The following is a 25,442-nucleotide window of genomic DNA, read 5'->3' on the forward strand; positions in this document are numbered from 1 at the left end:
TGTTTTGATGCAATTCCAGACGCAAAACCGCTTCACACTTTTGCTGGAATTGCTTTGAAGCCCAAAGGCGTGCAGCTTTGCCTGCCTCAGGCGGCCTCCGTCGTTTCCCGCGGACGGGGCGGTTCCGGGTTGAGCCGTTCCAGATGCAGAAGACGCGGGGAGGTGGCGTCGTAGAAGGCGCCGGAGCGGCCGATATAGATCAGCGTCGCATCGGTGAATTCTGCCATGACGCTCGACAGGGTCGCGACCGTGTCGTGCTCCAGGCCTTCCAGAACATCGTTGAAGACGATCCAGCGGGGCTTGCGCAGGAGAAGGCCGGCAAAGGCCAACGCCATCTGTTCGTCCTTGTCCAGCACACGGTCCCAGCGGGCGCGATCGTCCAGCTTCTCGGCAAGGTGTTCCAGCCCGACCCGCTTCAGGGCGGCGACCATCGCCTCTTCCGGTATGCCGGCGGAGGCCAGCGGATAGGCCAGTACGCTCTTCAATTTGCCTTCCGGCAGATATTCGAGTTGCGGCACGAACAGGATATTGTCTTCCCGCGGCAGACGGATCGTGCCTCGGCCGTAGGGCCACAGCCCGGCAATCGCGTTGAACAGCAGCCGGCGGTTCACGCCCTGGTCGCCATTGACCATGATGCGCTCGCCGGCGGTGATCTCAGGGTTCTGTTCCCTGATCCGGAAGCCGGTACGGCTGACTTCACCATCGACCTGCGGGCAGATCGCCAGATCCTCGAAACTAAGCTTGCCGGGCGGGCCGACTTCCAGTGCGATGCCGCCGCCTTTCGGCTTGATGTCATCGATTCCCGTCAAGGCTGCGCGGAAGACAGTCACCCGGAGAAGGGCGGCCTGCCAGTCGGCGATGGCGCCGTAGTTGTCGACATACCAGCGCAGGGCGGAATAGACTTGGTTGAAGGCGGCAGCGGCGGCCATCAGCTCGCCGAAGGTCATGGTTCCCGCGAAATAGGCGGGAGACGCGATCAGGATCGGCACGATCATGGCGAGCCAGCCGAAGCCAGCAGTTACCCAAGTCAGATTGGTCAGCGCCATGGCGAGTTGGCGGATGACGGCGAGCACGGAATCGATCGCCTCGTGAATGTGGCGGCGCTCGGTTTCCTCGCCGCCGGCAAGCGCGATGGCTTCCAGATTTTCGTTGGCGCGCATCAGCGAGAAGCGCAGGTCGGCTTCACGCGCATAGCGCTCGGCATTGAGTCGGGTGAGACGCCAGCCAACCACCTTGCTGAGCAGCGAGGCGGCGGCGGCGTAGATCAGCGCGCCCCAGACCATGTAGCCGGGAATGGAGAAGCTGTAATCGCCGATATGAAAGACAAAGCCGCTCGACATCTGCCAGAGAACGCCGATGAAGCTGACCAGCAGGATCGTTGCCTGAACAAGGCCGATCGATAGCGATGTGGTCATTTCCGCAAGCTTGCGGGCATCCTCGTGCAGCCGCTGGTCCGGATTGACGCCGAGCGGGCTCGACATCGATAGCCGGTAGGCGCGGCGATCCTTCAGCCACTGGTCGACGACATCGCGCGACAGGCCTTCGCGCATGTAGAGCGCGGTCATCTGGTTGAGCCAGGTCTGAATGACGTTGAGCAGCAGCAGGAAGCCGGCGATCAGGCCGAAATTGCCGAGTTCCCGGACGAAGGCGTCGATGTCGCGCCTTTCAAGCGAATTGTAGAAGGGAACGTTCCAGCGGTTGATCAGGACCTGGCCGTAGGTGGTCAGGAGGATGACGGCAAGCAGGGCGGTGGCGACGCCGAAGACTCGGTTGCGCACCGAGGATGCCCAGAAGGAATCGGCGGCAATTCGCAACTGCCGCGAAAAGCTAAGCTCAACGGTAGCGGCCGCGGGGCGCTCGCTTGCAGCCTTTTCCGGTTCCGAACTGACCATATACCACTGTCTCGCCGTGTCGGCTTTTTCTTATACCATCAAAAAGGCCGTATGCATCCGTTGCCGTGCACAAACCAGCCATCCTTCGAGAGAATGGCAGAAATAGGTTGGAAAAGCGTTGAGGAAGTGCCGCATCTGTACTTTTTGAGGTGTTTTCGGCGGCTCTTGCCTCCCGGGGTGCGCCGCGCTATGTCTCGTCCTGCTCTAACGGGGTGCTTCATGTCCTTCCCGGACACGTGGCTGAGAGGCGAATAGCCAACCCGCGGAACCTGATCCGGTTAACACCGGCGGAGGGATTAGACGCGTGAGATAAAAACGCCCTATCCCGAAATCCTACTTTTATGGAGGGGCAATATGCCGACCACATCTCTTTCGTTTTTCCGCCGCGGGCTTGCCGCAGCGGCGATTTTCTCGTTGCTGCCTGCGCTCTCCGCAGTGGCTGCGGACAAAACCCTGACGGTCTACACCTATGAAAGCTTCATTTCCGAATGGGGTCCGGGGCCGAAGGTCAAGGAAGCCTTCGAGAAGACCTGCGGCTGCACCGTCGATTTCGTCGGCGTCGCCGATGGCGTGGCGCTGCTGACCCGCCTCAAGCTCGAAGGGGAAGCGACCAAGGCCGACGTGGTGCTCGGTCTCGACACCAACCTCGTTACTGAGGCGAAGCAGACCGGCCTGTTCGACACCCACGGCGTCGATGTTTCCAAGGTTTCCGTTCCCGGTGGCTTTTCCGACGACAGCTTCGTTCCCTATGACTATGGCCATTTCGCCGTGGTCTACGACACCGAGGCGCTGAAGAACCCGCCGAAGAGCCTGAAGGAACTGGTGGAAGGCAATCCCGACGAGAAGATCGTGATCGAGGACCCGCGCACCTCGACGCCCGGTCTCGGCCTGCTGCTCTGGGTGAAGTCGGTCTATGGCGACAAGGCCGCAGACGCGTGGGCCAAGCTCAAGGGTCGCGTCCTGACTGTCACCCCCGGCTGGTCGGAGGCCTATGGCCTGTTCACCAAGGGCGAGGCGCCGATGGTGCTGTCCTACACCACGTCGCCGGCCTATCACATGGTGGCGGAGAACACCGATCGCTATCAGGCGGCGGAATTCTCCGAGGGCCATTACATCCAGATCGAGGTTGCCGGCCTGCTCAAGAAGGCGCCGCAGAAGGAACTGGCGAAGGAATTCCTGCAGTTCATGGTTAGCCCCGGCTTCCAGGATACCATTCCGACGAATAACTGGATGATGCCTGTCGCTCCGACTTCCGAGCCGCTGCCGGAAGCCTTCGGCAAGCTCGTTTCGCCGAAGAACACCTTCCTGATGAGCCCGGAAGAGGTCGCCGCCAATCGTAAGGCGTGGATCGATGAATGGCTCGCCGCCATGACGCTGAAGTGAGCGTGGCGGGCTTTCATTCCATGGATCTTCGCGAGAGGCTGCCGGCGCTTTCCGGCGGCCTCGTCGCGTTTTCGGCGATTGCGGCCTTCATCGGCATCGCTGTCGTCTCGCTTTTTCAATTCGGCGGGGAAGGCGCGCTGCTTTCCGTAGCCTCCGATCCGGTGGTCGCAACGGTTCTGCGCTTCACGCTGATGCAGGCGGCGCTGTCGACGCTGTTTTCGGTGGCCTTCGCCATACCGGTGGCGCGAGCGCTGGCGCGGCAGCCGCGATTTCCCGGCCGCGTCTGGCTGGTTCGGCTGATGGCGGTGCCGATGGGCCTGCCGGTGCTGATCGGAGCGCTTGGCCTCCTCGGCATCTGGGGGCGGCAGGGCCTCGTCAACGATCTGCTGGTGATGCTCGGCGCGGGTCAGCGTTTCAGCATCTACGGGCTTGGCGGCATCCTTGTCGCCCATGTCTTCTTCAACATGCCGCTTGCGACACGGCTCATTCTCGCGGGTCTCGAGCGTATTCCGGCGGAATACTGGCGCAGCAGCGCCAGTCTCGGCATGGGGCCGATTTCCAATTTCCGCTTCATCGAATGGCCCATCATCCGGCGCATCCTGCCGGGGATCGCCGGGCTGATCTTCATGCTCTGCGCCACCAGCTTCACGCTTGTGCTGGTGCTCGGTGGGGGACCGGCGGCAAGCACGATCGAGGTGGCGATCTATCAGGCGCTGCGGCTCGATTTCGACCCGCCCCGCGCGATATCGCTGGCGATGCTGCAGATCGCGGTGACCGGCGTCATTCTCGGCCTGCTGTCGCTTGCCGGAACGCCGTCCGATCCCGGCTCGACGGCAGGCGCTGCTGTCAGGCGCTTCGACGGACATTCACACCTTGTCCGGATGACGGATGGGGTGGCGATCCTTGTTGCCGCGCTGTTTCTCGGCCTGCCGCTCGCACAGGTGGCCGTGGCGGGCCTCAAGGCGAATCTTTTCAAGCTTGCCGGCGAGAGGGCCTTTCAGGACGCGGCGCTGACCAGTCTCGGCATCGCCGCAACGGCTGCGGTCGTTTCCGTCGCAATCTGCATTGCGATCATCGAGGCGCGGGCGGCCCTGTCTGCCGAGAGGCATCCATCGCCACCGGCGCGATTGTTTTCCGGGCTGCTTGCTGCCTCGTCTTCGCTGGTGCTGCTGGTGCCGACGACGGTGCTGGCGACCGGATGGTTCATGGTGCTCAGGGCCTATGGCAATACGTCCGTTTTCGCGCCCGCCATCGTGGTGTGCATCAATGCGCTGATGTCGCTCCCCTTCACCATGCGGGTGCTGGCGCCGGCCTTTGCCGAGCATCGGGCCAGGACGGCGCGGCTTGCCGCAAGTCTCGGCATGTCGGGTCTTTCACATCTGCGGTTCGTCGACTGGCCGGTCCTGCGCCGGCCGGTGCTGACCGCGTTTTCCTTCGCCATGGCCTTGTCGCTCGGCGATCTCGGCGCCGTCGCGCTGTTCGGTTCGGAAAACCTGACGACGCTGCCCTATCTGATCTATAGCCGGATGGGTAGCTATCGCAGCGATGATGCCGATGGCTTCGCCTTCCTGCTCGGTCTCGTCTGCCTGATGCTGGCGCTGGCCGGAACGCGGGGAACCGCATCGAGAGAAGGTGGTGCAGATGTCCGGTAATGCGACTGGTGACATCGTGCTGGACGGCGTGAAGCTGCGTCTCGGTGACGCCGGATTCGATTTCGACTGTCGCATCGGCGCCGGGCGTATCACCGCCATTGCCGGCCCCTCGGGCTCGGGCAAGTCGACACTCCTGAACCTGATCGCCGGTTTCGAGCGGCCTGACAGTGGCCGGGTGCTGATCGCGGGCGAGGATGTGGGCGGGTTTGCGCCCGGCAAGCGGCCGGTTTCGCTGGTCTTTCAGGACAACAATCTCTTTGCCCATCTCGATGTCTTCACCAATGTCGGGCTTGGGATTAACCCCGCGCTCCGGCTTTCCGCGGCGGACCGGGAAGCGGTCTCGACCGCCCTTTCCCGCGTCGGGCTTGCGGGCTATGAAAAGCGCAAGCCCGCCACGCTTTCGGGCGGGGAGCGCCAGAGGGCGGCATTCGCAAGGGCGCTGGTGCGGCGAAAGCCTGTGATGCTGCTCGACGAACCGTTTGCGGCGCTCGATCCGGGCCTTCGGGCGTCCATGGCGGATCTGCTCATCGACCTGCATAGGGAAACGGGCGCGACGATCGTCATCGTCAGCCATGATCCGGACGAAGTCGCCCGGCTGGCCGGAGACGTCCTGTTCCTGGACCGTGGTGGAATTGTCTTCGACGGGCCACACGCAGAGTTCACCGAAAGGGTCGATATCGAGGTCATCGGGCGGTTCCTCGGCCATTCCGGCGGCTGAGTGTGCCATTCTCGACCGGTTCGCCTTAATTTGGACGCTCACCGGTGGCATGCGCTTAAGGAATGGGTGGTTTTCTTTTCTCGTCCTACTCTTTTCGCGCCCACCTGCGCATCTTTTCCATTATGCAAATTTATCCATATTCGATGAATGATGTTAAATGGTTGGTGCCGAAGGAACGATTCTCGCAGGTTGCAACGGCAAGTCCCCGGACCGTACTGGGTTCCGGATCGCAGGCAGGGTGGTAGTGGGGCAGGATGCAAGTAGTCGCCGATAAGAGCACAGCGCCGGGCGCTCGCGTTCGGCTGCACCGGTCGACCGGCTTGCGGCGAGGCCTCGTCGCAACGTTCGCGGCCGCACTCATGCTGACCTCCTGTCAGTCGATCTTCGAGCAAGCCTATGTGCCGACGGTCAGCCCGTCCAGCAATCCACAGATCGTCGACGAAGTGCAGAAGAACGATCCGCGCGCCCAGATGGGTGCGCGCGAGCATCCGCGCATCGTCGCAAGCTATGGCGGCGAATATCACGACGAGAAGACTGAGAAGCTGGTTGCGCGCATTGCCGGCGCCTTGACGGCGGTGTCGGAAAACCCGGCGCAGTCTTACCGCATCACCATTCTCAACTCTCCGGCGATCAATGCCTTCGCGCTTCCTGGTGGCTATCTCTATGTGACGCGCGGACTGCTGGCGCTGGCCAACGACGCTTCGGAAGTCGCAGCCGTGCTGTCGCACGAGATGGCGCACGTGACCGCAAACCACGGTATTGAGCGGCAGCGCCGCGAAGAGGCCGAGGTGATTGCAAGCCGCGTGGTCGCGGAAGTGCTGTCGAGCGACATCGCCGGCAAGCAGGCGCTGGCGCGCGGCAAGCTGAGGCTCGCGGCCTTTTCCCGCCAGCAGGAACTGCAGGCCGACGTGATCGGTGTGCGCACGCTCGGTGAGGCCGGCTACGATCCCTATGCCGCGGCCCGGTTCCTCGATTCCATGGCGGCCTACAGCCATTTTACCTCCGTCGATCCGGATACCGATCAGAGCCTCGACTTCCTGTCGAGCCATCCGAACGCGCCACAGCGTGTCGAACTTGCCCGCCGACATGCGCGTGCCTTCGGGCCGGAAGGCACGCATGGCGAGACCGGTCGGGACTATTACCTGAACGGCATCAACGGGTTGCTCTATGGAGACAGTCCTCAGGAAGGCTATGTCCGCGGCCAGACCTTCCTGCACGGAAACCTCGGCATTCGTTTCGACGTGCCGGAAGGCTTCCAGATCGACAACAAGGTGGAAGCGGTTCTGGCGACCGGCCCGGGCGACGTTGCGATCCGCTTCGACGGCGTGGCCGACAACCAGAAGCGCAGTCTTGAAAACTACATTTCGAGCGGCTGGGTGACCGGGCTTCTGCCCGAGACGATCAAGCCGATTACCGTCAACGGGCTTGAGGCGGCGACTGCGCGCGCTTCGGCCGATCGCTGGGATTTCGACATCACCGTGATCCGCATCGGGCCGCAGATCTTCCGCTTCCTGACGGCCGTGCCGAAGGGTAGCTCAATGCTCGACCCGACGGCCGAGAAGCTGCGTTCCAGCTTCCGACGGATCACTCCGCAGGAAGCGGCATCGCTGAAGCCGTTGCGTGTTCGCGTGATCACCGTCGGATCGGGGGATACGATCGGTTCGCTTTCTGCCCGGATGATGGGAACGGAGCGCAAGCTGGAACTCTTCCGGCTGATCAACGCGCTGACACCGACCTCGACGCTGCAGCCGGGAAGCCGGGTCAAGATCATTTCCGAGTAAGGCTTTGTCCCGTTAGTTTTTACGCCATTTCGAGCGACTTGCCGGCTTTCGGAGCGACTTCCGTAAGTGCTGCCTTGAGCTTCTCCATGGCGCGCGTCTCGATCTGGCGTACGCGCTCCTTGGAAATGCCGAGTTCGACGCCTAGTTCCTCCAGCGTCACGGTCTCCTCGGTCAGCCGGCGGGCCTTGATGATACGGCTTTCCCGTTCGTTGAGGCCGGTCATGGCGTTGTGCAGCCATGCGCTCCAGCGCTCGCCATCGATGATGCCGCTTACCTGTTCGTCCGGTGGCAACTCATCGCTTTCCAGCATGTCCAGCTGCTCGGTGCCTTCACCATGCCGGCCGGCGACGGGTGTCTGAAGGGAGGTGTCATTGCTCGAGAGACGCGCATCCATGGACTGGACGTCGGCGAGGCTGACGCCGAGTGCGGAAGCGATTTCCTGATGAATCGCCTGCTCGCTCAGGCGATTGTCGCCACGGGCGAGCTTCGCGCGCAGTCGACGCAGGTTGAAGAACAGCGCTTTCTGGGAGGAACTGGTGCCGCCACGGACAATCGACCAGTTGCGCAGGATGTAATCCTGCATGGAGGCGCGGATCCACCAGCCGGCATAGGTGGAGAAGCGGACCTCGCGAGTGGGATCGAAACGGGCGGCGGCTTCCAGAAGACCGATATAGCCCTCCTGGATCATGTCGTTCAACGGCAATCCGAAGCCACGAAACTTGGAGGCCATAGCAATCACGAGGCGCATATGGGCCTGGGCTATGCGGTTTCGCGCGTTCTGGTCGTTACCGTCCTTCCAGCGGATCGCGAGATCCAGCTCTTCCTCCCGACCGAGATAAGGCTGGGCCATAGCAAATCGGATGATGTGTCTGTCGGCGGACATGGCTTTCATCGTCGTCTCCATGGAACGCAAACCCGTTGCGGGACCATCCCGCCGGAACGATGCGTCAACGGACGAGGGAGGCTCCGGTTCCATGACGGACAGGGCTTTTTCAGCGTATCGCCGGGCGGATCACTCAGTCGTCATCGCATTCTACGCATGAGAACGGCGCGCGGTTTTGTCGGAATCTCTCGAAATGCGATTCCGGCAGCGGTTTTCTCATTCAACCGAATTGTCGGGCATCGGAATTTCCGGACATCGGGATGTCGGGACGGTGACCGCGACAGTCACTTGTCCGTGCCGGATGTTTTGCCCAAGGGGTCCGGGGGCAACTGCCGTAGCGGAATGAGCGACAGCCGCGGGATAGGCCAGCCCTTCGCGTCCGGCATGAAAACCAGTCGGTAACGAGCGAAGATATTGGCGAGCAGCAGTGAGAACCATGCACCGTAGGAAAGACCCGCGATCACGTCGCTTGGATAATGCGCGGAGACCATGACGCGGCTGAAACCCATCCAGAGCGCCAGCAGGACGAAGGCAAGCCGATAGCGGGGCAGAAGCAGGATCAGCACCATGAAGATGGCGCCGACAGTGGTCGAGTGACCGGAGGGGAAGCTTTCGAACTTGGAGCCGCTAAAGGGGGAAATGCCGAAGGCTCCCCATTCGTCGAACTGGCTCGGCCGTGCGCGGCCTATCACCCGTTTCAGCACGTTTGCCGAAAGGCCAGACAGGGCAACCGCCAGGAAAAAATAGGCACCTATCTGCGCCGCATAAAGAGCGCGGAAGCGACGCTTCACGCTTCTCGACAGGCGGAATGAGGAGAGCCCCTCGAAGAACAGGATGGCTGATACGATGAGGATCCAGCCTGAACTGCCGAAATCGGTGATGAGTTCACCGATTGACCGGGCAAACGGGCCGGCTGGCCGAGTTTCACCGACGGCCGTATCGAAGATCAGGAAGGAAAGAACCACCAGATTGGCGGCGACGATGGCGAAGATCTGCCAGTAGTGTGGTGCCGGAGGATGGCGGTTTGCGTCGCGTCGTTTTTTGAGCCAGGCCCAGGTTTTTTCGATGCCGTTCACGCGTGCCTTCCACTTATTCTTATTTCGCCATGGCTGGGTGATGAAAGCGTTGTGCGCAAGTGCCCAGGATGACGGCAGCCGCGGCAAAATGGTTGTCACGGCTGCGAATTGCAAGGGGCGCTGGGATTGTCACACGCTTTTTAACGCGCGTGATGGGAATGGCAGCGCCTGGAATGACCGCAGGAATCCCCCGTGCCCATTCCTGCTTTGGAAATTATGCGGCAGCAGAAAGCGCCTTGAACTCGGCGAGGATCGCGTCGCCCATCTGCGTGGTGCCGACGCGGGTTGCGCCTTCAGCCATGATATCGCCGGTGCGGATGCCCTTGTCGAGCACGTTGGCGATCGCCTTTTCGAGGTTGTCCGCTTCCTTGACCATGTTGAAGGAGTAACGCAGGCACATGGCGAAGGAGGCGATCATGGCGATCGGGTTGGCGATGCCCTGGCCGGCGATATCGGGCGCCGAGCCGTGTACGGGCTCGTACATGGCCTTGCGCTTGCCGGTCTTGGCATCCGGTGCACCGAGCGATGCAGACGGCAGCATGCCGAGCGAACCGGTGAGCATGGCCGCGACGTCGGAGAGCATGTCGCCGAACAGGTTGTCGGTGACGATGACGTCGAACTGCTTCGGCGCGCGTACGAGCTGCATGCCGCCGGCGTCGGCCAGCATGTGTTCGAGCTTCACGTCCGGATACTTGGCCTTGTGGGTCTCGGTGACCACCTGGTTCCAGAGCACGCCGGATTTCATGACGTTGCGCTTTTCCATCGAGCATACGGCGTTCTTGCGGGTGCGGGCCAGCTCGAAGGCGACGGAGGCGATGCGCTCGATCTCGTAGGTGTCATAGACCTGGGTGTCGATGGCACGCTTCTGGCCGTTGCCGAGATCGGTGATGGTCTTCGGCTCGCCGAAATAGACACCGCCGGTCAGTTCGCGCACGATCAGAATGTCGAGGCCTTCGACCAGTTCCGGCTTCAGCGAGGAAGCGGCGGCCAGCGCCGGGTAGCAGATTGCCGGGCGCAGGTTGGCGAAAAGCTCGAGATCCTTGCGCAGGCGCAGCAGGCCGGCTTCCGGACGTACTTCGTAAGGTACGGCATCCCACTTCGGACCGCCGACCGCGCCGAACAGGACCGCATCCGCGGCAAGCGCCTTCTCCATGTCGGCGTCGGTGATCGCGACGCCATGGGCGTCGTAGGCGGAGCCGCCGACGAGGCCTTCGTCGGTGGTGAAGCCGGCGTTCTGCTCGGCATTCATGTAATCGATGATCTTGCGCACTTCGGCCATGGTTTCCTGGCCGATGCCGTCGCCGGGCAGAAGAAAGAGATTGCGCTGTGTCATGGGGAGGCCTCCCTGGCTTTGAAAGAGTTGCCGCCTTCTATCGGGCAAAGCCCCGCGTTTCAAGGACGCTCAGCGGCAGAACGGTACGGCGGGAGGAACCGTTTCCGGCGCGATGGCTCATGTTGCCGCGCCGGTGTTGTTTTTGGGGCAAGTGCGGAGGCGTCAGGCCCAGGGATGATTGACGGCGTTCGCTTTTTCGAAGGAAGCGATGCTGCCGGCCTTTTCGAGCGTCAGGCCGATGTCGTCGAGGCCGTTCAGCAGGCAGTGGCGCTTGAAGGCGTCGATCTCGAACTTGATGCGGCCACCATCCGGGCCGGTGATTTCCTGAGCTTCCAGATCGACCGTCAGCACGGCGTTCGAGCCGCGGCTTGCGTCGTCCATCAGCTTGTCCAGTTCGTTCTGGCTGACGACGATCGGCAGGATGCCGTTCTTGAAACAGTTATTGTAGAAGATGTCGGCGAAGCTGGTGGAGATCACACAGCGGATGCCGAAGTCGAGGAGCGCCCACGGCGCATGCTCGCGCGAGGAACCGCAGCCGAAATTATCGCCGGCGACCAGGATTTTGGCATTCTGGTAGGCGGGCTTGTTGAGGACAAAATCCTCGTTGACCGAGCCGTCTTCCTTATAGCGCGCTTCGGCGAATAGGCCCTTTCCGAGACCGGTCCGCTTGATGGTCTTCAGATAGTCCTTCGGGATGATCATGTCCGTGTCGATATTGACGACCGGAAGCGGCGCGGCAACGCCGGTGAGCTTTTCGAACTTTTCCATCAGACTCCGCCTTCTGAATGCAATTCAGGAATTTCCGCTGCACTTAGAGCAAAAATGTGCGGATTTGAAGGTCTTTATTGCCCGAACGGGTACGCCTGTAGCCCGCGGCGCCAGTTTTTGCCGCTAACTTTCACCGTTCCAACGCGGCGCACGCCTCAGAGGTCGATGATCGTACCGCGACCGTCGTTCCAGACGCGCATTTCGCGCTCGCCGGATTTGCGGTTTGTCTTGGCGTAGATCGGGGCGGCCTTGGTCCGTGCGGTCAGCATGCGATAGCCGAGCGAAAGCGTCAGGACAGCACCGGCGATCAGCGTCAGGGAGACGGCGAAGGCGGCGGCTGCGGCGATGACGACGATGCCGGCAAGACCCAGAGCGACGGAACGAAGATTCTGCATGTTCGAAATCCTTTCTCGCCCATCAAGGTGGTCCTTCTTCGCCCTGAATGCAAGGGCTGTCGGCCAAAAGTCGGCTTGCACCGGCGGGCAAAGATTGGCAGAACGCTGGCATGGTTTCCTTTGCCGACGATCACCCTTCGAGATTGCGCCGTTCCGTTCTGAGCGTGCCGGCAATCAACGTCCGCGCGCTTGAAAAGACCCACGGCCTTGCCTGCGACGCCGTCATCTTCGATCTGGAGGATTCGGTCTTTCCGGATAAAAAAGCCGAAGCGCGGGAAAATCTGCGCCGTTTCTTTGCCGAAACGCCGCTTGTGGGCCGCGAAGCCGTGATCCGGGTGAACGAAATCGGCAGCGATTATTTCGCCGACGACATGGCGGCAGTGATCGAATGCCGGCCCGACGCCGTCCTGCTTCCCAAGGTCGATGGACCCGACGTCGTTCGTGTCGTCGCGGATCTGCTCGCGGAAGCGGATGCGTCAGAAAGTCTCAGGATATGGGCGATGATCGAGACGCCGCTCGGTGTTCTCAACGCCGCCCAGATTGCTGCCTCCGGCCGCACCGCCGGCGGACGGCTCGACAGTTTCGTCGTCGGTCTCAATGACTTGAGGAAGGCGACCGGGGTAGTCCCGGAGTCGGGGCGAACCTATCTCGTGCCCTTCCTGATGCAGGTGATCCTTGCGGCGCGGGCCTATGGGCTCGATGCGATCGACAGCGTTTCGAACGATTTTCGCGATCTGGAGGCCTTTGGCCGCGAGTGTCTGCAGGGCCGTTCCATGGGATTCGACGGCAAGATGCTGATTCATCCGGCGCAGATCGAGGGCGCCAACCGGCATTTCGGCTTTTCGCCGGAGGCTGTCGCCGAGGCGCGGATGATCGTTTCCGCCTTTGCCGATCCCGCTACGGCAGCGCTCAACGTCATCAATGTCGACGGCCGCATGATCGAGCGGCTGCATCTCGACGAGGCCGAAAAACTGCTCGCGAAGATCGCGATCATCGAACAGAGAGAAGGCAAGCTATCGTGAAAGTCTATCGTTTCCTCACCGGTCCGGACGACGCATCCTTCTGTCACCGGGTCACCGACGCGCTCAACAAGGGCTGGGAACTGCACGGCCCGCCGAGCCTTTCGTTCAACGCTGCGACCAACCAGATGCATTGCGGCCAGGCCGTGGTGAAGACCGTGCATGGCAAGGACTACGATCCCGCCATGAAGCTCGGCGAGCAATAAGCCGGCTAAGGGTCCGCCCGTCAGACGGGCCCTTGCGGTCATATTCGCATCATTTGACGGCGGCGTTGCCGCCATCGGCATAAAGTGCTGAGCCCGCGACGAAGCTCGACAGCGGGCTTGCGAGGAAAAGCGCTGCCTGGGCGATCTCTTCCGGTCTTGCGATCCGTTTTAGCGCATGCAGGCCTGCCGCCCAGTCCTTCTGCGCCTGATCTCCGGCCATGGCCGTATCCGTGCCGCCGGGCAGAAGCGCGTTGGCGCGAATGTTCCGGCTTCCATAGTCCGCGGTGATCCCCTTTACCAGACCCATGATTCCCGCTTTCGCGGCGGCATAGGCGGCCATTCCGGGCAGGCCGACGCTGGTTCCGACGAAGCTCGAAACGAAGACGAGCGCGCCCGCGCCGCTTTCCAGCATGGCCGGGATCTGGTGGCGGGCGCCGAGAAAGGCCGATGTCAGGTTGGTGGTGAGCGTGTCCTGCCATTCCTGCGGGGCGATTTCCGCAAGCGGCCTGATCGGGCCGACCGTTCCGGCATTGTTGATCGCGACATCCAGCCTGCCGAACCGGCTTGTGGCCGCGGCGACAAGTTCCGAATGGGTTTCGTCCAGGCTGGCGTCGCCTGCGACGGCAAGGGCCGTTCCGCCTTCCCGCCTGATGGCATCGGCGACGTCCTCCAGAGCCTTGCTGCCCCGAGCATTCAGGATGACGGATGCGCCTTCGGCGGCAAGCAGCATGGCCGTGGCGCGGCCGATGCCCGACGATGCGCCGGTTATGATTGCGACCTTGTTTTTCAGAACTGACATTGAGACCTCCTTTAAGTGGGAGGCCAAGGGATAGGGGGAGGAAAGTGCGCCAACCACCCGTTTCCTGCTCAGGTTCGGGTGCGAGCCGGAAGTGACGGTGTTCTAGACCGCGTTTCGGGCCTTACCGGTTTGTGGAGGCGTCTTCGGCGCTTTCCTCGATGCGTTCCATATCATCGTCCGAAAGGCCGAAATGATGGCCGATCTCATGGATCAGTACGTGGGTGATGATGTCGCCAAGCGTCTCTTCGTTTTCCGCCCAGTAATCGAGGATCGGCCGGCGATAGAGCGTGATACGGTTTGGCATTTCGCCTGTGTCCATGGTGAAACGCTCGGAAATGCCACGGCCCTCGAACAGGCCGAGCAGGTCGAAGGGCGTTTCGAGCGCCATGTCCTCGAAGATCTCGTCGGTCGGAAAATCGGCGATCTCGATGATCAGGTTGCCGGTCAGGGCACGGAATTCCTCCGGCAGATGGCCATAGGCCTCAATGGCCAACGATTCGAATGTGCTGATCGTCGGCGCATGGCGTTCACGCCAATCTTCGGTCTGGTCAATGCGGGCCATCTGAGCTCCTTGTCGAGCCCATCATATAGGGTTTTTGCCACCGCTTTTCGAGTGGGAATCCGGTCAAGGAATAAATTCACAGGAAATGTGGTTGACTCTTCGCAAAAGCTCTGGAATCCATAAGAACATATAGAGAACAAATTGACGGGAGAGAACGTCATGGGCGGGAACGCTCTGGCGCAGGAGAAGCTTTTCGCCCTGCGCAAGGCGATTGCGAAGATCGAGGGCAAACCGGCGGCCGATGGGCTTTCGTCGGCGGGGGGCGATGCCGTTCCCCCGGTTTCCGACGCATCAGGTGCCGGCGCGGACGATCTTGGACGACTCCTGCCGGAAGGTTTTCCGGTTGGGTCGATGATCGAGGTGCGCGGTGCGGCGATGCGGGATGCGGCGTCGGTCAGCGGCTTCGGCCTCGGGCTCTGCCTGTCGTGCCGACCTGATCGGTCAGACAAACGGATCCTGTGGATCGGCGAGCGATCCGTCGCCCGGGAGGTCGGCCTGCCTTACGCGTCGGGCCTTGTCGATTACGGCTTCAGGCCGGGTGAATTGCTGCATGCCATGCCGAGAAAGCTCGAGGATGCGCTGTGGCTGGCGGATGCAGCACTTTCCTGCAGCGCTTTTTCCGCCGTGATGCTGGAGATTCAGGGCAATCCGCGCGGCTTCGGCCTGACCGAAAGTCGTCGCCTCAGCCTGAAGGCGAAGGCCGGCGGCGGTTTCCTGCTTCTCCTGCGGCAGTCGGGGGAGGAAGAGGCGAGCAGCGCTTCCCTTCGTCTGCGTGTCGAACCCGCGCCGGCAGCGGCGCGGTTCCTGGCCGGCGGGTCGATGCTTGGCGGCAGTATCGGCAACCCCGTCTTTCATCTTGTTCCGGAAAAGAGCCGGTTGGCGGCTCCCCCCGGACTGATCCTGGAGTGGAACCCACATGACCGTCTGTTTTCCCCCGCAGCTTCCCCTTCTTCCGGCAGGGCACGCCCCTTCCGCCCGGCGTATCCTGGCGCTCTGGTTTCCCCGGCTTTCGACCGACAGGCTGGCGCGACGGCGCTGGGGGATGTCGTGGCGTTCGAAAGGGCGTCCTGAGCATCCGCCTGTCGTCTGCGCCGGCCGGGTGCAGAACAGCATGCGGCTGACGGCGCTCGACGAGGCGGCCGAGGCGATCGGTCTGAGGACCGGGCAGGGCCTTGCGGAAGCACGGGCAATCTGCCCCACGCTCGATGTCGCCGAGGCCGATCAGCATTCGGACCGGCAGTTTCTCGAGGCGATCGCCGACTGGTGCGACCGCTACACGCCGCTGGTGGCGATCGACGGGGTCGATGGGCTACTTCTTGATATTACCGGCTGCGCGCATCTCTTTGGCGGGGAGCAGGGTCTGATCGACGATATTCTGGGGCGTCTCCTGCAACTTGGCCTCGAGGTGCGGGGGGCGATTTCCTCGACCCCCGGCCTCTCCTGGGCGGCGGCGCGGTTTTCCGACAGGCAGGTGATTGCCGACGAAGCGATGGTGGGGATCCTTTCCGCCCTGCCGATGCGGGCGCTGCGCATCGATACAGATATGTCGCTGGCGCTTGCCAGGGTCGGCCTGAAGCAGGTGGGCGATTTGCTCGCCGCGCCGCGCGGACCACTGACGCGGCGCTTCGGGCCGGAGCTTCTGCTCAGGCTCGACCAGGCGCTCGGGCGGGAGGGAGAGCCGATCGTGCCGCGTCGGACGGTTGCCCTTCTTTCGGTCGAGCGGCGTCTTGCCGAACCGGTTCGCGACGAGGAAGCAATCCTCGATCTCGTGGGGCGACTGGCGGCGGGCTTGAGATCTGGGCTGGAGGGGCGTGGCGAAGGTGGGCGGCTGTTCGAACTCCTGCTCTTCAGGGTGGACGGACGCGTCTTCCGCATCGAGATCGGCGCGGCAAGCCCCTTGCGCGATGCCGCCCGGATCAAGGCCCTGTTCAACGAGCGCATGGCCGTGCTGCATGACGACATGGATGCCGGTTTCGGTTTCGAGATCCTCAGGCTCAACGTGCTGCAGTCGGAAGCTCTCGATGAGAAACAGGTGGCATTCGGCGCTCGCTCCTCCGATGCGGACCAGTCTCTCGATTTCATCGACCGCGTGGCGGCCCGTTTCGGACGCGATTTCCTCAGGCAGCCCGTGCTTCATGCCAGTCACTGGCCGGAACGGGCTTCCGGCCTTGCGCCGCTTGCCGATGTGACATCGCCGGCAGGGAAGGTTGCGCCGCCGGTGCGCAACGAGCGGCCGATGCGGCTCCTTGCCCATCCCGAGCCGGTTCAGGTTATGGCGGCGGTGCCGGATGGTCCGCCAGCGAGCTTCCGCTGGCGCCGTGCCCTGCACCGTGTCGTGCGGGCCGAAGGGCCGGAACGTTTGAGCGCGGAATGGTGGATCGACGGCGAGGATGCGTCCTCACGGGATTATTTCCGGATCGAGGACAGCACTGGCCATCGTTTCTGGCTTTACCGTCAGGGACTTTACGAACGCGGCGCCACCGATCCCGGCTGGTTCATGCAAGGGCTCTTCGCATGAGCCCGCCCGTTTTCTTCGAGATCGGGGCAAGGAGCAATTTCTCCTTTCTCGAGGGAGCCGCGCATCCCGAGGAAATGGTTGCGACGGCAGCCGAACTCGGAATTGCCGGGCTCGGGCTTGCCGATCGCAATACGGTGGCGGGTGTGGTGCGCATGTATGCGGCGGCGAGAGTCACGGGTTACGCCATCAGGCCCGGCGCCCGGCTGGTCTTTGCCGATGGCACGCCGGAACTTCTGGCCTATCCCATCAACCGGCGCGGCTGGGGGCACCTCTGCCGGATGCTGAGCGCGGGAAACCTGCGGTCGGAGAAGGGTGTGTGCACGCTGTATGAAGCCGATCTTCTCGAATGGTCTGAAGATCTCATGTTTGCAGCCATGGCGCCTGCATTCGCCGATCCCGAACAGGCGGAAGCGTTTTGCGCACGTCTGGCGGTCCTTGCCGCGCATCTGAAGGATCGGCTTTATCTGGCTCTGGTGCCGCGTTATGACGGTCTCGACCGGCTAACGTTCGCCCGGCTGAACAAGATGGCTGAAGGGCTTTCTATCCCCCTGATCGCCAGCAACGAGCCCGTCTATCATGTGCCGGAACGCAAGCCGCTTGCCGATGTGGTCACCGCCATCCGCGAGCATGTAACGCTGGCCGAGGCGGGTTTCCATCTTGCCGCCAATGCCGAGCGGCATCTGAAGCCGCTGGCGGAAATGGTGCGTCTTTTCCATCTCTATCCCGAGGCTATCACGGCCACGGCCGATTTTTTCGGCCGGCTGCAGTTTTCCCTCGACGAACTCAGCCATCAATATCCCGACGAAACGGTCGATGGCGAGCCGGTTGACAAGGCCCTGCGCCGGTTGACCTATGAGGGGGCTGCGCGGCGTTTCCCGGACGGCGTACCGTCCAAGATCGCAGGTCTCCTCGAATACGAACTCAACCTGATCGCGGACAAGCGTTACGAGCCCTACTTTCTGACGGTTCATCGCATCATTACCTATGCCCGCAGTCAGGACATTCTCTGCCAGGGACGCGGCTCGGCCGCCAATTCCGCCGTGTGCTACTGCCTCGGCATCACCGAGGTGAATCCGGAGAAGACGACGCTGCTTTTCGATCGATTCATCTCGACCGAGCGCGAGGAGCCGCCGGATATCGACGTTGATTTCGAGCATGCCCGGCGCGAGGAGGTCATCCAGTTCATCTATCGTGAATACGGAAAGGAACACGCGGCGCTGACGGCGGCGGTCATCAGTTATCGGGCGCGTTCGGCAGGCCGTGAAACGGCCAAGGCCTTCGGCCTCTCGGAAGACGTGCAGTCGGCGCTGGTGGGGACGATATGGGGCTGGTCCACGTCGGAACTTTCGGAGCGCGAGGCGCGGGCGGCGGGGCTGGAACTCGCCAATCCGACGACGCTGAACGTGCTTCGCTATGCCTCGGCCCTGCTGGGTTTTCCCCGGCATCTTTCCCAGCATGTCGGCGGCTTCGTGATTACCCGGGACAGGCTCGACGAGGTGGTGCCGATCATGAACACGGCCGATGGCCGCTACATGGTGGAGTGGAACAAGGACGACCTCGATACGCTGAAGATCCTCAAGGTCGATGTTCTGGCACTCGGCATGCTCACCTGTCTCGCCAAGGCGATGAAGTTGCTTTCCCATCATTACGGACGCCAAGAGACGCTCGCCACTCTGTTTCGGGATCATCAGGACGACGTCTACGACATGATCTGTCGGGCCGATACGCTGGGCGTCTTCCAGATCGAGAGCCGGGCGCAGATGAGCATGTTGCCGCGGCTGAGGCCCCGAGAGTTCTACGATCTGGTGATCGAAGTGGCAATTGTCCGGCCGGGTCCGATCCAGGGCAAGATGGTCCATCCCTATCTGAAGAACCGTGAAAATCTGGCGCGGGGCGTGGAGGTCACATATCCCAAGCCCGAGCTGAAGACCGTTCTGGAACGGACGCTGGGAGTGCCGCTCTTTCAGGAGCAGGCGATGCAGATTGCGATCACCGCCGCCGGTTTCACGCCGGCCGAAGCCGACCAGTTGCGGCGCGCCATGGCGACTTTTCGCCGAACGGGACAGGTTACCGATTTCAAGCAGCGTTTCATCGATGGCATGATCGCCAAGGATTATGACCGGGATTTTGCCGAGCAATGCTTCAGCCAGATCGAGGGCTTCGGCGAATATGGCTTTCCGGAAAGCCATGCGGCCTCCTTTGCCCTGTTGGTTTACGCCTCTGCCTGGATGAAGACCTTTTATCCGGATGTCTTCTGCGCGGCTATGCTCAACTCCCAGCCCATGGGGTTTTATGCTCCGGCCCAGCTTATCCGCGATGCGCGCGAACACGGGGTGGACATCCGGCCGGTCGATGTCAATTGTTCCAGCTGGGATGCTGGGCTGGAGGATGATGGTTTCTCGGCGAAGCGGGTCGCGCAGCGGCATGCGTCGATGCGGACGGTCATTCGCAGCACGAAGGCGGTGCGGCTGGGGTTCCGTCTGGTCAAGGGGCTTTCCGAGGCGGATATGGAACTGCTCGTCCAGCGGCGTGGGGGTGGTTACGCTTCCGTCAGGGACCTTTGGCTGAAGACCGGCCTGTCGCGGTCGACGATCGAATTGCTTGCGGATGCCGACGCTTTTGCCTCCATGGGTCTCGGCCGTCGGGATGCGCTCTGGGCGGCGCGCGCGCTGGACAAGGGGGCGGTCGTCGAAAACCTGCCGCTCTTCGAAAAGGCCGCGGATTGCGAATTGCAGGCGGAGGAGCAAATGTCCCTGCGGTCCATGCCGGCGGGTGAGGCGGTCATTCAGGACTACCGGGTGCTTGCCCTTTCCCTGAAGGCGCACCCGCTTTCCTTCCTGCGGGCCGATCTTGCATCGAGCGGCATCGTCCGGTCCGCTGAACTGGAGGATATTGCTGCCGGCCGTTTCGTGAAGGTCGCCGGGCTCGTTCTGGTGCGGCAGAGGCCGGGTTCGGCCAAGGGCGTCATCTTCATGACCATCGAGGATGAAACCGGTGTTGCCAATATCATCGTCTGGAAGAAGACCTTCGAGCGTTACCGCCCGGTCGTGATGGGCGCGCGGCTGGTGACGGTCCATGGCCGGCTGCAGAAGGCGAGCGGCGTCATTCACATCGTGGCCGAGAGGATCGGGGATTCGACGGAGAAACTCGGCTTGTTGAAGGAAGATGCCAATCGTCTCGGTGCTCCCGATAATGCCCATACGATGCCTCGACCGCAGAACCGCCCGTCCCGACAGCCGGCGCAAACAGGTGCGAATGCCGATCCGCCGAGGTTGTTACCGGCCGCGTGCAATGATGTCTCCGGCGTCATGCCGAAGGGCCGCAATTTTCACTAGGCAGTTCCACGCAAGGGCATGAAACAACTTGGCATCAGGAGATGGTGGATTTAAAGCGCTTCCGTTCTCGCCGGGAATGTTCGGAAGTGTTTCCGGTGAAGTATACGGCCGGTCTCGTGTTCCGAACGGCGTAAAGCAGGAAGATGGAGCGCTGGCGCAATCCCGATCTGGCGACACGCTCTCCAGCGGAAAGTCATAGCGGATACGTTTCATGGCCGAGAAGCATGCCGGGCATAGCCGGGATCGCACCGAAATGCCGAGCACAGTGGCTGTTCATGTCAGTTCACGCGGCCAGACCCACGCCTGTCTTGCGAAGTTTCTAACGCGGTGTGATGGCTTTCGGTGCTTGAGTGGTGAGACCCTGTCCGCATTTACGGCTATATCTATCCCGATGACCGAGCCTGCCGCACGGCCGGTTCATATGTGAACCGTGCGGCGGGCGCTGGGCTTATGGAGGCTTACCTTGTGCCGGTCGCTTCGATCCAGTCGGCGAACTTGTCGATGAAGGTCTTGAGGAAGTCTCTCGTTCCGTCACTGGTCAGCTTGCCCTCGGCGTCGAGGAGGTCTCCAACCTTGGAGATATAGGCCTCCGGCTGCTGGAGGACTGGCATGTCGAGAAAAACAAGCGGCTGGCGCAGGTGATGGTTGGCGCCGAACGCGCCGAGCATGCCGGGCGAAACGCTGACGATGGCAGCCGGCTTGCCGCTCCAGGCGCTCTTGCCATAGGGACGGGAACCGACGTCGAGGGCGTTTTTCAGACCGCCCGGAATGGAGCGGTTATATTCCGGCGTCACGAAGAGAACAGCTGAGGATTTGGCGATCTCGCTACGGAAGCGCGACCATGCCTCGGGCGGGGTCTCGCTCTCAAGATCGGGATTGTAGAGCGGCAGGCCGCCGATCTCTACGATGGTCAGTTCGAGACGCGGGGCTGCTATCTCCTTCATTGCAAGAGCGATGGACCGGCTGAAGGCACCCTTTCGGAGGCTGCCGACGACGACGGCGACATGGATGGTCATGGGGAAATTCCTATTCTGCTTGAGGGGTATTCAGGGCAATTCACCAGCGTCAATCCAGTTCGATACGATCGTCTGGTCCGTGATGAAACCACATCGCAGGACAAAGAGGTAGGGTTGCGGCATTCTATCGTTTCAGGGTCGCTCGCCGATGAGCAATGTCTGCGACAAGCGTTCCTTTGTTGTTGGCAAATCGCCAGTCTGAATGTTCGCCTGGGGTAGCTCGTCGAGGTTGAAGTGAAAACCGTATTGACGCGGACCTCTGGCGCAAACCTGACCGTGAGGCCTTTGGCTCCGGTCGACTGACGTCATCGCCGATAAAACAGCCGGGGCGCTACCCTGCCTGTAATCGCAACCAGCGGAGAAGGTCATGATACCGCCCATTGCCGTTTTGCCATCGCGTGTCGGACGATGTGGAGATCGGATGATCTCGTCTTCGATCACCGTTCTGATCGTTTCGTGAACGGCATCCGGAAGGTTGTCGCCCATGAGGTGTTCGCTCACTGAGGCAAGTGGTCGAGGGAGTGATGAAACCTGTCACATCCACACGGACCTAGGGGGTTCGCTTGCATGACAGTCCTTGGCGGCGAACGCTTGCCAGATCTGCTCATTCTTGCTTCCACTTCTTCCTGAAGACCAAGGATGGCCGAAGGAAAGGCACATCGACTTTGCATAATATAATCCCGTCACGACGGACCGCCCTGCATGGAACGCTTGTCGAAAGATGGGCTCATGAAGGTTACTGAAGCGGCGCCAGATCCGGGCGTCGCCCCCTGTTCGATCGGAAGGCGCAAGAGAAATCGCGCGCTGTGCGACCTTGCAATTGGCGACAAGCTTGGAGGCCACGATCTTTTTGAAATCAAGATCATAGCCTCGGCGATCCCGATCACGGGAACCGACATGTCCCGCTACAGCCGATAGGCCTCCCTTGCCAGGTCGCCCGCAAGCAGGCGGGCGAGATCCGTCGCCTCGTCTTCATCCAATCGGTGCGTTACCACCAGTTCCGCCAGAAAGGCGCAATCGACACGACGGCTGACATCGTGTCGGGCGGGGATTGAGCAGAGTGCCCGCGTGTCGTCGTTGAAGCCAACAGTATTATAAAATCCGGCTGTTTCGGTTGCAAGTTCCCTAAACCGCCGGATACCCTCGTAACTGTCGTGGAACCACCATGGCGGGCCGAGACGCAGGGATGGATAGGCCCCGGCGAGCGGTGCAAGCTCGCGGGAATAGGTGCTCTCATCAAGGGTAAAGAGGATCAGCGTCAAACGCGGGTCCATGCCCACGGCATCCAGCAGCGGCTTTAGCGCCTGGGTGAAGTTGACGGACACCGGGATATCGAAGCCGCGGTCTCGACCATACGCGGTCCTGACCCGGGCGCTGTGACTACGGAAAGAGCCGGCATGCAACTGCATGACCATGCCATCCTCGGCGGACATGCGTGCCATTTCAGTCAACATCTGTGCCCGGAAGAGCTCGGCATCCCCCGGCTGGCCCTTGCCGTTGCGGATGCGAGCGAAGAGAGCGGTCGCCTCCCTTTCTGGAAGGTCAGCGGTGTTGGGTGTTAAGTGCCCATGATCTGTGGCGGTTGCGCCCAGAGAGCGGAAAAAGGCCCGGCGGTTGCGATGCGCCTCGAGATAGCCGTGCCAGTTTCCCGTGTCACAACCCGTTAATTCACCGAAACGGTCGAGACCGGAGAGGAAATCTTCTGTGTCCGGGTCGATAACCGCGTCCGGGCGATATGTCGGTATGACCCGGCCGTTCCAGTCGCTTTCCCGCGCCATCCGATGCCATGTCAGCTCGTCGAGCGCACCGTCCGTTGTCGCAATGACGTCAATGGAAAATGCGTCATAAAGCGCGCGGGGCCGGTAAGCCCGATCTCCTAGGCGCTCCATGATCGCATCATAATGGTGATCGGCATTGGCTTCCGACAGACGCTGCGAAAGCCCGAAGACGGTCGATAGGGAGTGATCGAGCCATAACCGGGACGGTGTTCCGCGAAAGAGATGATAATGCCGGGCAAAGCAGCCCCAGATCCTTCGCGGATCCGTTTCACAGTTGGCGCCGATGCCGAGGTCTTCATAGGGAATTCCATGACTGACCAGCATGCGGACCACATAGTGGTCCGGTATGACGAACAATTCGGCCGGATTTGCAAAGGCAGGGTTTTCACCCCACCAGCGCGGGTCGGTGTGACCATGCGGTGATACGATCGGCAGCTTTTCCACCCGTGCAAAGAGATCGCGGGCGATGTTGCGGGTCGTCGGATCGGACGGAAAGAGGCGGTCAGGGTTCAGCATGCTGCATCAGCCCATCATTGCCCGGGGAAGAAACATCACGATCTCCGGGAAGAGGATCATGATGACGACAACCGCGAGCACGGCCACGGCGAGCGGAATCATCTCGGCCGTATATTCCTTGTAAGAGCACTTCAGGATGCCGCAGACCGTGAACATCGAGACTCCTACCGGCGGGGTCATGCCGCCGAAGGTCACCAGTGTCATCATGACGAGGCCGAAATGCACCGGATCGACGCCCGCCGCGGTGACGACGGGAACAAGGATCGGGGTCAACAGCATGACTATGACGGTCGCTTCGACCAGCATGCCGAAAACGAGCAGGAAGGCTGAAATGACAAAAAGCAGCGTTGCCTGGCTGGAGAAGAGCCCAAGGGTCAGTTCGGCAAGGGTTTGCGGCACGCGTTCGAAGGTGATGACGTAACCGAATGCGCCGGAAAACAGGATGATCAGCATGATCATGCCAATATCGCGCACGCTGAGCAGCATGGCATCGACGATCTTTGCCCAGGAGAGTTCGCGATAGATGAAAGCGCCGACCAGAACGGCATAGGCAACAGCGAAGGCCCCGGCTTCGGACGGGGTAAAGATCCCGAAGCGAATGCCAACGATCAGCCAGACCGGGAAGAGGATCGCCCAGAAACTTTCGCGCACGGCATCGATCACCTCGCGCGTGGTGGGCCGACGATTGGAGATCGGTCGGTAGTCCCTCCGGTGCGCAATCCAGCCCGTCGCGATCATCAATGCGATGGTCAGCAGAACGCCGGGCACGATTCCCGCAATGAAAAGCCGTCCGATGGAGACCTCCCCGAGAAAGCCGTACAGGATAAGTCCGAGGCTTGGGGGGATCGTCGCGGTTATGAGGCCGCCGATCGAAAGCAGGGCTCCCGTGAAACCACGGCTGTAACCCTCCTTGATCATGGGTTCTCCAAGAACCCGCGATTGCATGGCCGCGTCTGCCACGGCCGATCCTGAAATGCCGCCCATGAGGGCAGAGAGCAGCAGGCTGGTCTGCGCGAGGCCGCCGCGCATCCAGCCGGCCAATGTCTTGGCAAGCGTCAGCATGCGCGGAGTGATGCCGGAACCGTTCATCAGATGGCCGACGAGAATGAACAGCGGAACAGCCAGCAGCGGGAACGACTGACTGGCGGCCACGATGCGTTGCACGGCAGTCGTGTCAGGCATGAAGGTGGATGGCAGCAGGAAATAGACGATGCTTGCGACACCGATGGCAAAGGCCACAGGCATCCCGATCACCATGAAGCCGAGGGCAAGGCAAAGCAGCAATAGCGAAATCACAGTAGTTGCTCCCGGTCGTGATGTTCAGGTTCGATAGAGAAGATAAGACCGTGCCCGAACGTCCGGCGCAGCAGGGAAATGATCATCAACACGCAACCTACGGGAAATGCCAGCGTCACCCAGCCGTAGGAAAGGCCCGATGCGCCGATCTCGCGTGCCCAATTCGACATGGCGAGGTGCCAGCCGAGCCAGCCGGTGTAGGTGAGAAACAGGATCATGCAGACGAGGCAAAGAAAGTTCAGCGCCCGGCGTCCGTTGGTTGAAAGGGCATCCGGCAGGGCGGATATGCGGATATGCTCGCCACGCTTCATGATCAGGTCTGCACCAAACATGCAGCTCCAGATCAAGAGAAGTTGGGCGATTTCAGGTCCCGACGGGAAGGGCTGACCAATGGCCCGTCCGATAGCGCCCAAAAGCACCGCCAGCACGGTGCCGGTCAGAAAAACGATCGCCAGAAACTCCTCTGCCCGATCCAAGACTTTCCACATTTTTTCCTCCTGCCTTGCGAGGGCGGAC

General features: G+C 61.7%; 23 protein-coding genes and 1 riboswitch. Of the genes, 10 read left to right on the top strand and 13 right to left on the bottom strand.

Going from position 1 to position 25,442, the window contains the following annotated elements; genetic code table 11:
- Window positions 1-86 precede the first annotated feature (86 nt).
- Window positions 87-1,892, bottom strand: coding sequence for an ABC transporter ATP-binding protein/permease (locus H4I99_RS16070; RefSeq protein ID WP_163902233.1), 1,806 nt, complete (start codon window positions 1,890-1,892; stop codon window positions 87-89).
- Window positions 1,893-2,090: 198 nt separating this feature from the next.
- Window positions 2,091-2,205, top strand: a riboswitch (TPP riboswitch).
- 41 nt (window positions 2,206-2,246) lie between these two features.
- Between H4I99_RS16070 and thiB the strand changes: the two genes are divergently transcribed.
- From thiB to H4I99_RS16090, 4 genes are all read left to right on the top strand, one after another.
- Window positions 2,247-3,275 (top strand): thiamine ABC transporter substrate binding subunit, encoded by a 1,029-nt coding sequence (gene thiB, locus H4I99_RS16075; RefSeq protein WP_163902231.1) that lies wholly within the window; start codon window positions 2,247-2,249, stop codon window positions 3,273-3,275.
- Complete coding sequence (gene thiP / locus H4I99_RS16080; protein ID WP_425503189.1) at window positions 3,248-4,927, top strand: thiamine/thiamine pyrophosphate ABC transporter permease ThiP; 1,680 nt, start codon at window positions 3,248-3,250, stop codon at window positions 4,925-4,927. The genes thiB and thiP overlap by 28 nt, the downstream gene beginning before the upstream one ends.
- Complete coding sequence (locus tag H4I99_RS16085) at window positions 4,917-5,645, top strand: thiamine ABC transporter ATP-binding protein (protein WP_163902230.1); 729 nt, start codon at window positions 4,917-4,919, stop codon at window positions 5,643-5,645. Before thiP ends, H4I99_RS16085 begins: the two co-directional genes overlap by 11 nt.
- A 254-nt stretch (window positions 5,646-5,899) precedes the next feature.
- The gene (locus H4I99_RS16090) at window positions 5,900-7,426 is read left to right on the top strand and encodes a M48 family metalloprotease (protein ID WP_163902228.1); all 1,527 of its coding nucleotides are present in this window, start codon (window positions 5,900-5,902) and stop codon (window positions 7,424-7,426) included.
- Window positions 7,427-7,445: 19 nt separating this feature from the next.
- On the opposite strand, the gene H4I99_RS16095 is transcribed toward H4I99_RS16090, so the two are convergent.
- The 5 genes from H4I99_RS16095 to H4I99_RS16115 all read right to left on the bottom strand — a co-directional run bounded on the left by H4I99_RS16095 (window position 7,446) and on the right by H4I99_RS16115 (window position 11,881).
- Window positions 7,446-8,318 (bottom strand): RNA polymerase factor sigma-32, encoded by an 873-nt coding sequence (locus tag H4I99_RS16095; RefSeq protein ID WP_163902226.1) that lies wholly within the window; start codon window positions 8,316-8,318, stop codon window positions 7,446-7,448.
- A gap of 275 nt (window positions 8,319-8,593) precedes the next feature.
- Window positions 8,594-9,385, bottom strand: a complete 792-nt coding sequence (gene lpxE / locus H4I99_RS16100) for a lipid A 1-phosphatase LpxE (protein ID WP_246225640.1) — start codon at window positions 9,383-9,385, stop codon at window positions 8,594-8,596.
- Window positions 9,386-9,599: 214 nt separating this feature from the next.
- On the bottom strand, window positions 9,600-10,718 hold the full coding sequence (gene leuB / locus H4I99_RS16105) for a 3-isopropylmalate dehydrogenase (RefSeq protein ID WP_163902224.1): 1,119 nt from the start codon (window positions 10,716-10,718) through the stop codon (window positions 9,600-9,602).
- A gap of 162 nt (window positions 10,719-10,880) precedes the next feature.
- On the bottom strand, window positions 10,881-11,486 hold the full coding sequence (leuD, locus tag H4I99_RS16110) for a 3-isopropylmalate dehydratase small subunit (RefSeq protein ID WP_163902222.1): 606 nt from the start codon (window positions 11,484-11,486) through the stop codon (window positions 10,881-10,883).
- Between the two features lie 155 nt (window positions 11,487-11,641).
- Complete coding sequence (locus H4I99_RS16115; protein WP_164490819.1) at window positions 11,642-11,881, bottom strand: hypothetical protein; 240 nt, start codon at window positions 11,879-11,881, stop codon at window positions 11,642-11,644.
- A gap of 110 nt (window positions 11,882-11,991) precedes the next feature.
- Here H4I99_RS16115 and H4I99_RS16120 point away from each other — a divergent pair, with 110 nt between their 5' ends.
- Window positions 11,992-12,903, top strand: coding sequence for an HpcH/HpaI aldolase/citrate lyase family protein (locus tag H4I99_RS16120; RefSeq protein ID WP_163902218.1), 912 nt, complete (start codon window positions 11,992-11,994; stop codon window positions 12,901-12,903).
- Window positions 12,900-13,106, top strand: coding sequence for a DUF1737 domain-containing protein (locus H4I99_RS16125; protein ID WP_163902216.1), 207 nt, complete (start codon window positions 12,900-12,902; stop codon window positions 13,104-13,106). The genes H4I99_RS16120 and H4I99_RS16125 overlap by 4 nt, the downstream gene beginning before the upstream one ends.
- Window positions 13,107-13,155: 49 nt before the next feature.
- Here the strand turns inward: H4I99_RS16125 and H4I99_RS16130 are convergent, their stop codons facing one another.
- The gene (locus H4I99_RS16130; protein WP_163902214.1) at window positions 13,156-13,905 is read right to left on the bottom strand and encodes an SDR family oxidoreductase; all 750 of its coding nucleotides are present in this window, start codon (window positions 13,903-13,905) and stop codon (window positions 13,156-13,158) included.
- Window positions 13,906-14,026: 121 nt separating this feature from the next.
- A complete protein-coding gene (locus H4I99_RS16135) occupies window positions 14,027-14,467 on the bottom strand; it encodes a metallopeptidase family protein (protein ID WP_163902212.1) in 441 nt (146 codons plus the stop codon).
- Window positions 14,468-14,626: 159 nt separating this feature from the next.
- Here H4I99_RS16135 and H4I99_RS24520 point away from each other — a divergent pair, with 159 nt between their 5' ends.
- The 3 genes from H4I99_RS24520 to H4I99_RS16145 are packed head-to-tail and all read left to right on the top strand — an operon-like array spanning window position 14,627 to window position 20,320.
- Window positions 14,627-15,538: an ImuA family protein gene (locus tag H4I99_RS24520; protein ID WP_244625125.1), complete on the top strand. Its 912-nt coding sequence runs from the start codon at window positions 14,627-14,629 to the stop codon at window positions 15,536-15,538.
- Window positions 15,510-16,985, top strand: coding sequence for a Y-family DNA polymerase (locus H4I99_RS16140; protein ID WP_244625127.1), 1,476 nt, complete (start codon window positions 15,510-15,512; stop codon window positions 16,983-16,985). The genes H4I99_RS24520 and H4I99_RS16140 overlap by 29 nt, the downstream gene beginning before the upstream one ends.
- Window positions 16,982-20,320 (top strand): error-prone DNA polymerase, encoded by a 3,339-nt coding sequence (locus H4I99_RS16145; protein ID WP_163902208.1) that lies wholly within the window; start codon window positions 16,982-16,984, stop codon window positions 20,318-20,320. Before H4I99_RS16140 ends, H4I99_RS16145 begins: the two co-directional genes overlap by 4 nt.
- A 458-nt stretch (window positions 20,321-20,778) precedes the next feature.
- Here the strand turns inward: H4I99_RS16145 and H4I99_RS16150 are convergent, their stop codons facing one another.
- Both H4I99_RS16150 and H4I99_RS16155 read right to left on the bottom strand, forming a co-directional pair.
- A complete protein-coding gene (locus H4I99_RS16150) occupies window positions 20,779-21,336 on the bottom strand; it encodes an NADPH-dependent FMN reductase (protein ID WP_163902207.1) in 558 nt (185 codons plus the stop codon).
- 132 nt (window positions 21,337-21,468) lie between these two features.
- Complete coding sequence (locus tag H4I99_RS16155) at window positions 21,469-21,822, bottom strand: hypothetical protein (RefSeq protein ID WP_163902205.1); 354 nt, start codon at window positions 21,820-21,822, stop codon at window positions 21,469-21,471.
- Window positions 21,823-22,038: 216 nt separating this feature from the next.
- On the opposite strand from H4I99_RS16155, the gene H4I99_RS16160 reads away from it, so the two are divergent.
- Window positions 22,039-22,254: a hypothetical protein gene (locus tag H4I99_RS16160; protein ID WP_163902203.1), complete on the top strand. Its 216-nt coding sequence runs from the start codon at window positions 22,039-22,041 to the stop codon at window positions 22,252-22,254.
- On the opposite strand, the gene uxaC is transcribed toward H4I99_RS16160, so the two are convergent.
- From uxaC to H4I99_RS16175, 3 genes are read right to left on the bottom strand one after another with little or no spacing between them, the layout of a single operon-like run.
- Window positions 22,242-23,630 (bottom strand): glucuronate isomerase, encoded by a 1,389-nt coding sequence (uxaC, locus tag H4I99_RS16165; RefSeq protein ID WP_163902201.1) that lies wholly within the window; start codon window positions 23,628-23,630, stop codon window positions 22,242-22,244. The genes H4I99_RS16160 and uxaC overlap by 13 nt on opposite strands.
- A 6-nt stretch (window positions 23,631-23,636) precedes the next feature.
- Complete coding sequence (locus H4I99_RS16170) at window positions 23,637-24,926, bottom strand: TRAP transporter large permease (protein ID WP_163902200.1); 1,290 nt, start codon at window positions 24,924-24,926, stop codon at window positions 23,637-23,639.
- Complete coding sequence (locus H4I99_RS16175) at window positions 24,923-25,414, bottom strand: TRAP transporter small permease (RefSeq protein ID WP_163902198.1); 492 nt, start codon at window positions 25,412-25,414, stop codon at window positions 24,923-24,925. The genes H4I99_RS16170 and H4I99_RS16175 overlap by 4 nt, the downstream gene beginning before the upstream one ends.
- Window positions 25,415-25,442 lie beyond the last annotated feature (28 nt).

The sequence above is a fragment of the Paenirhizobium daejeonense genome (assembly GCF_014280875.1).
GTDB lineage: Bacteria > Pseudomonadota > Alphaproteobacteria > Rhizobiales > Rhizobiaceae > Allorhizobium > Allorhizobium daejeonense.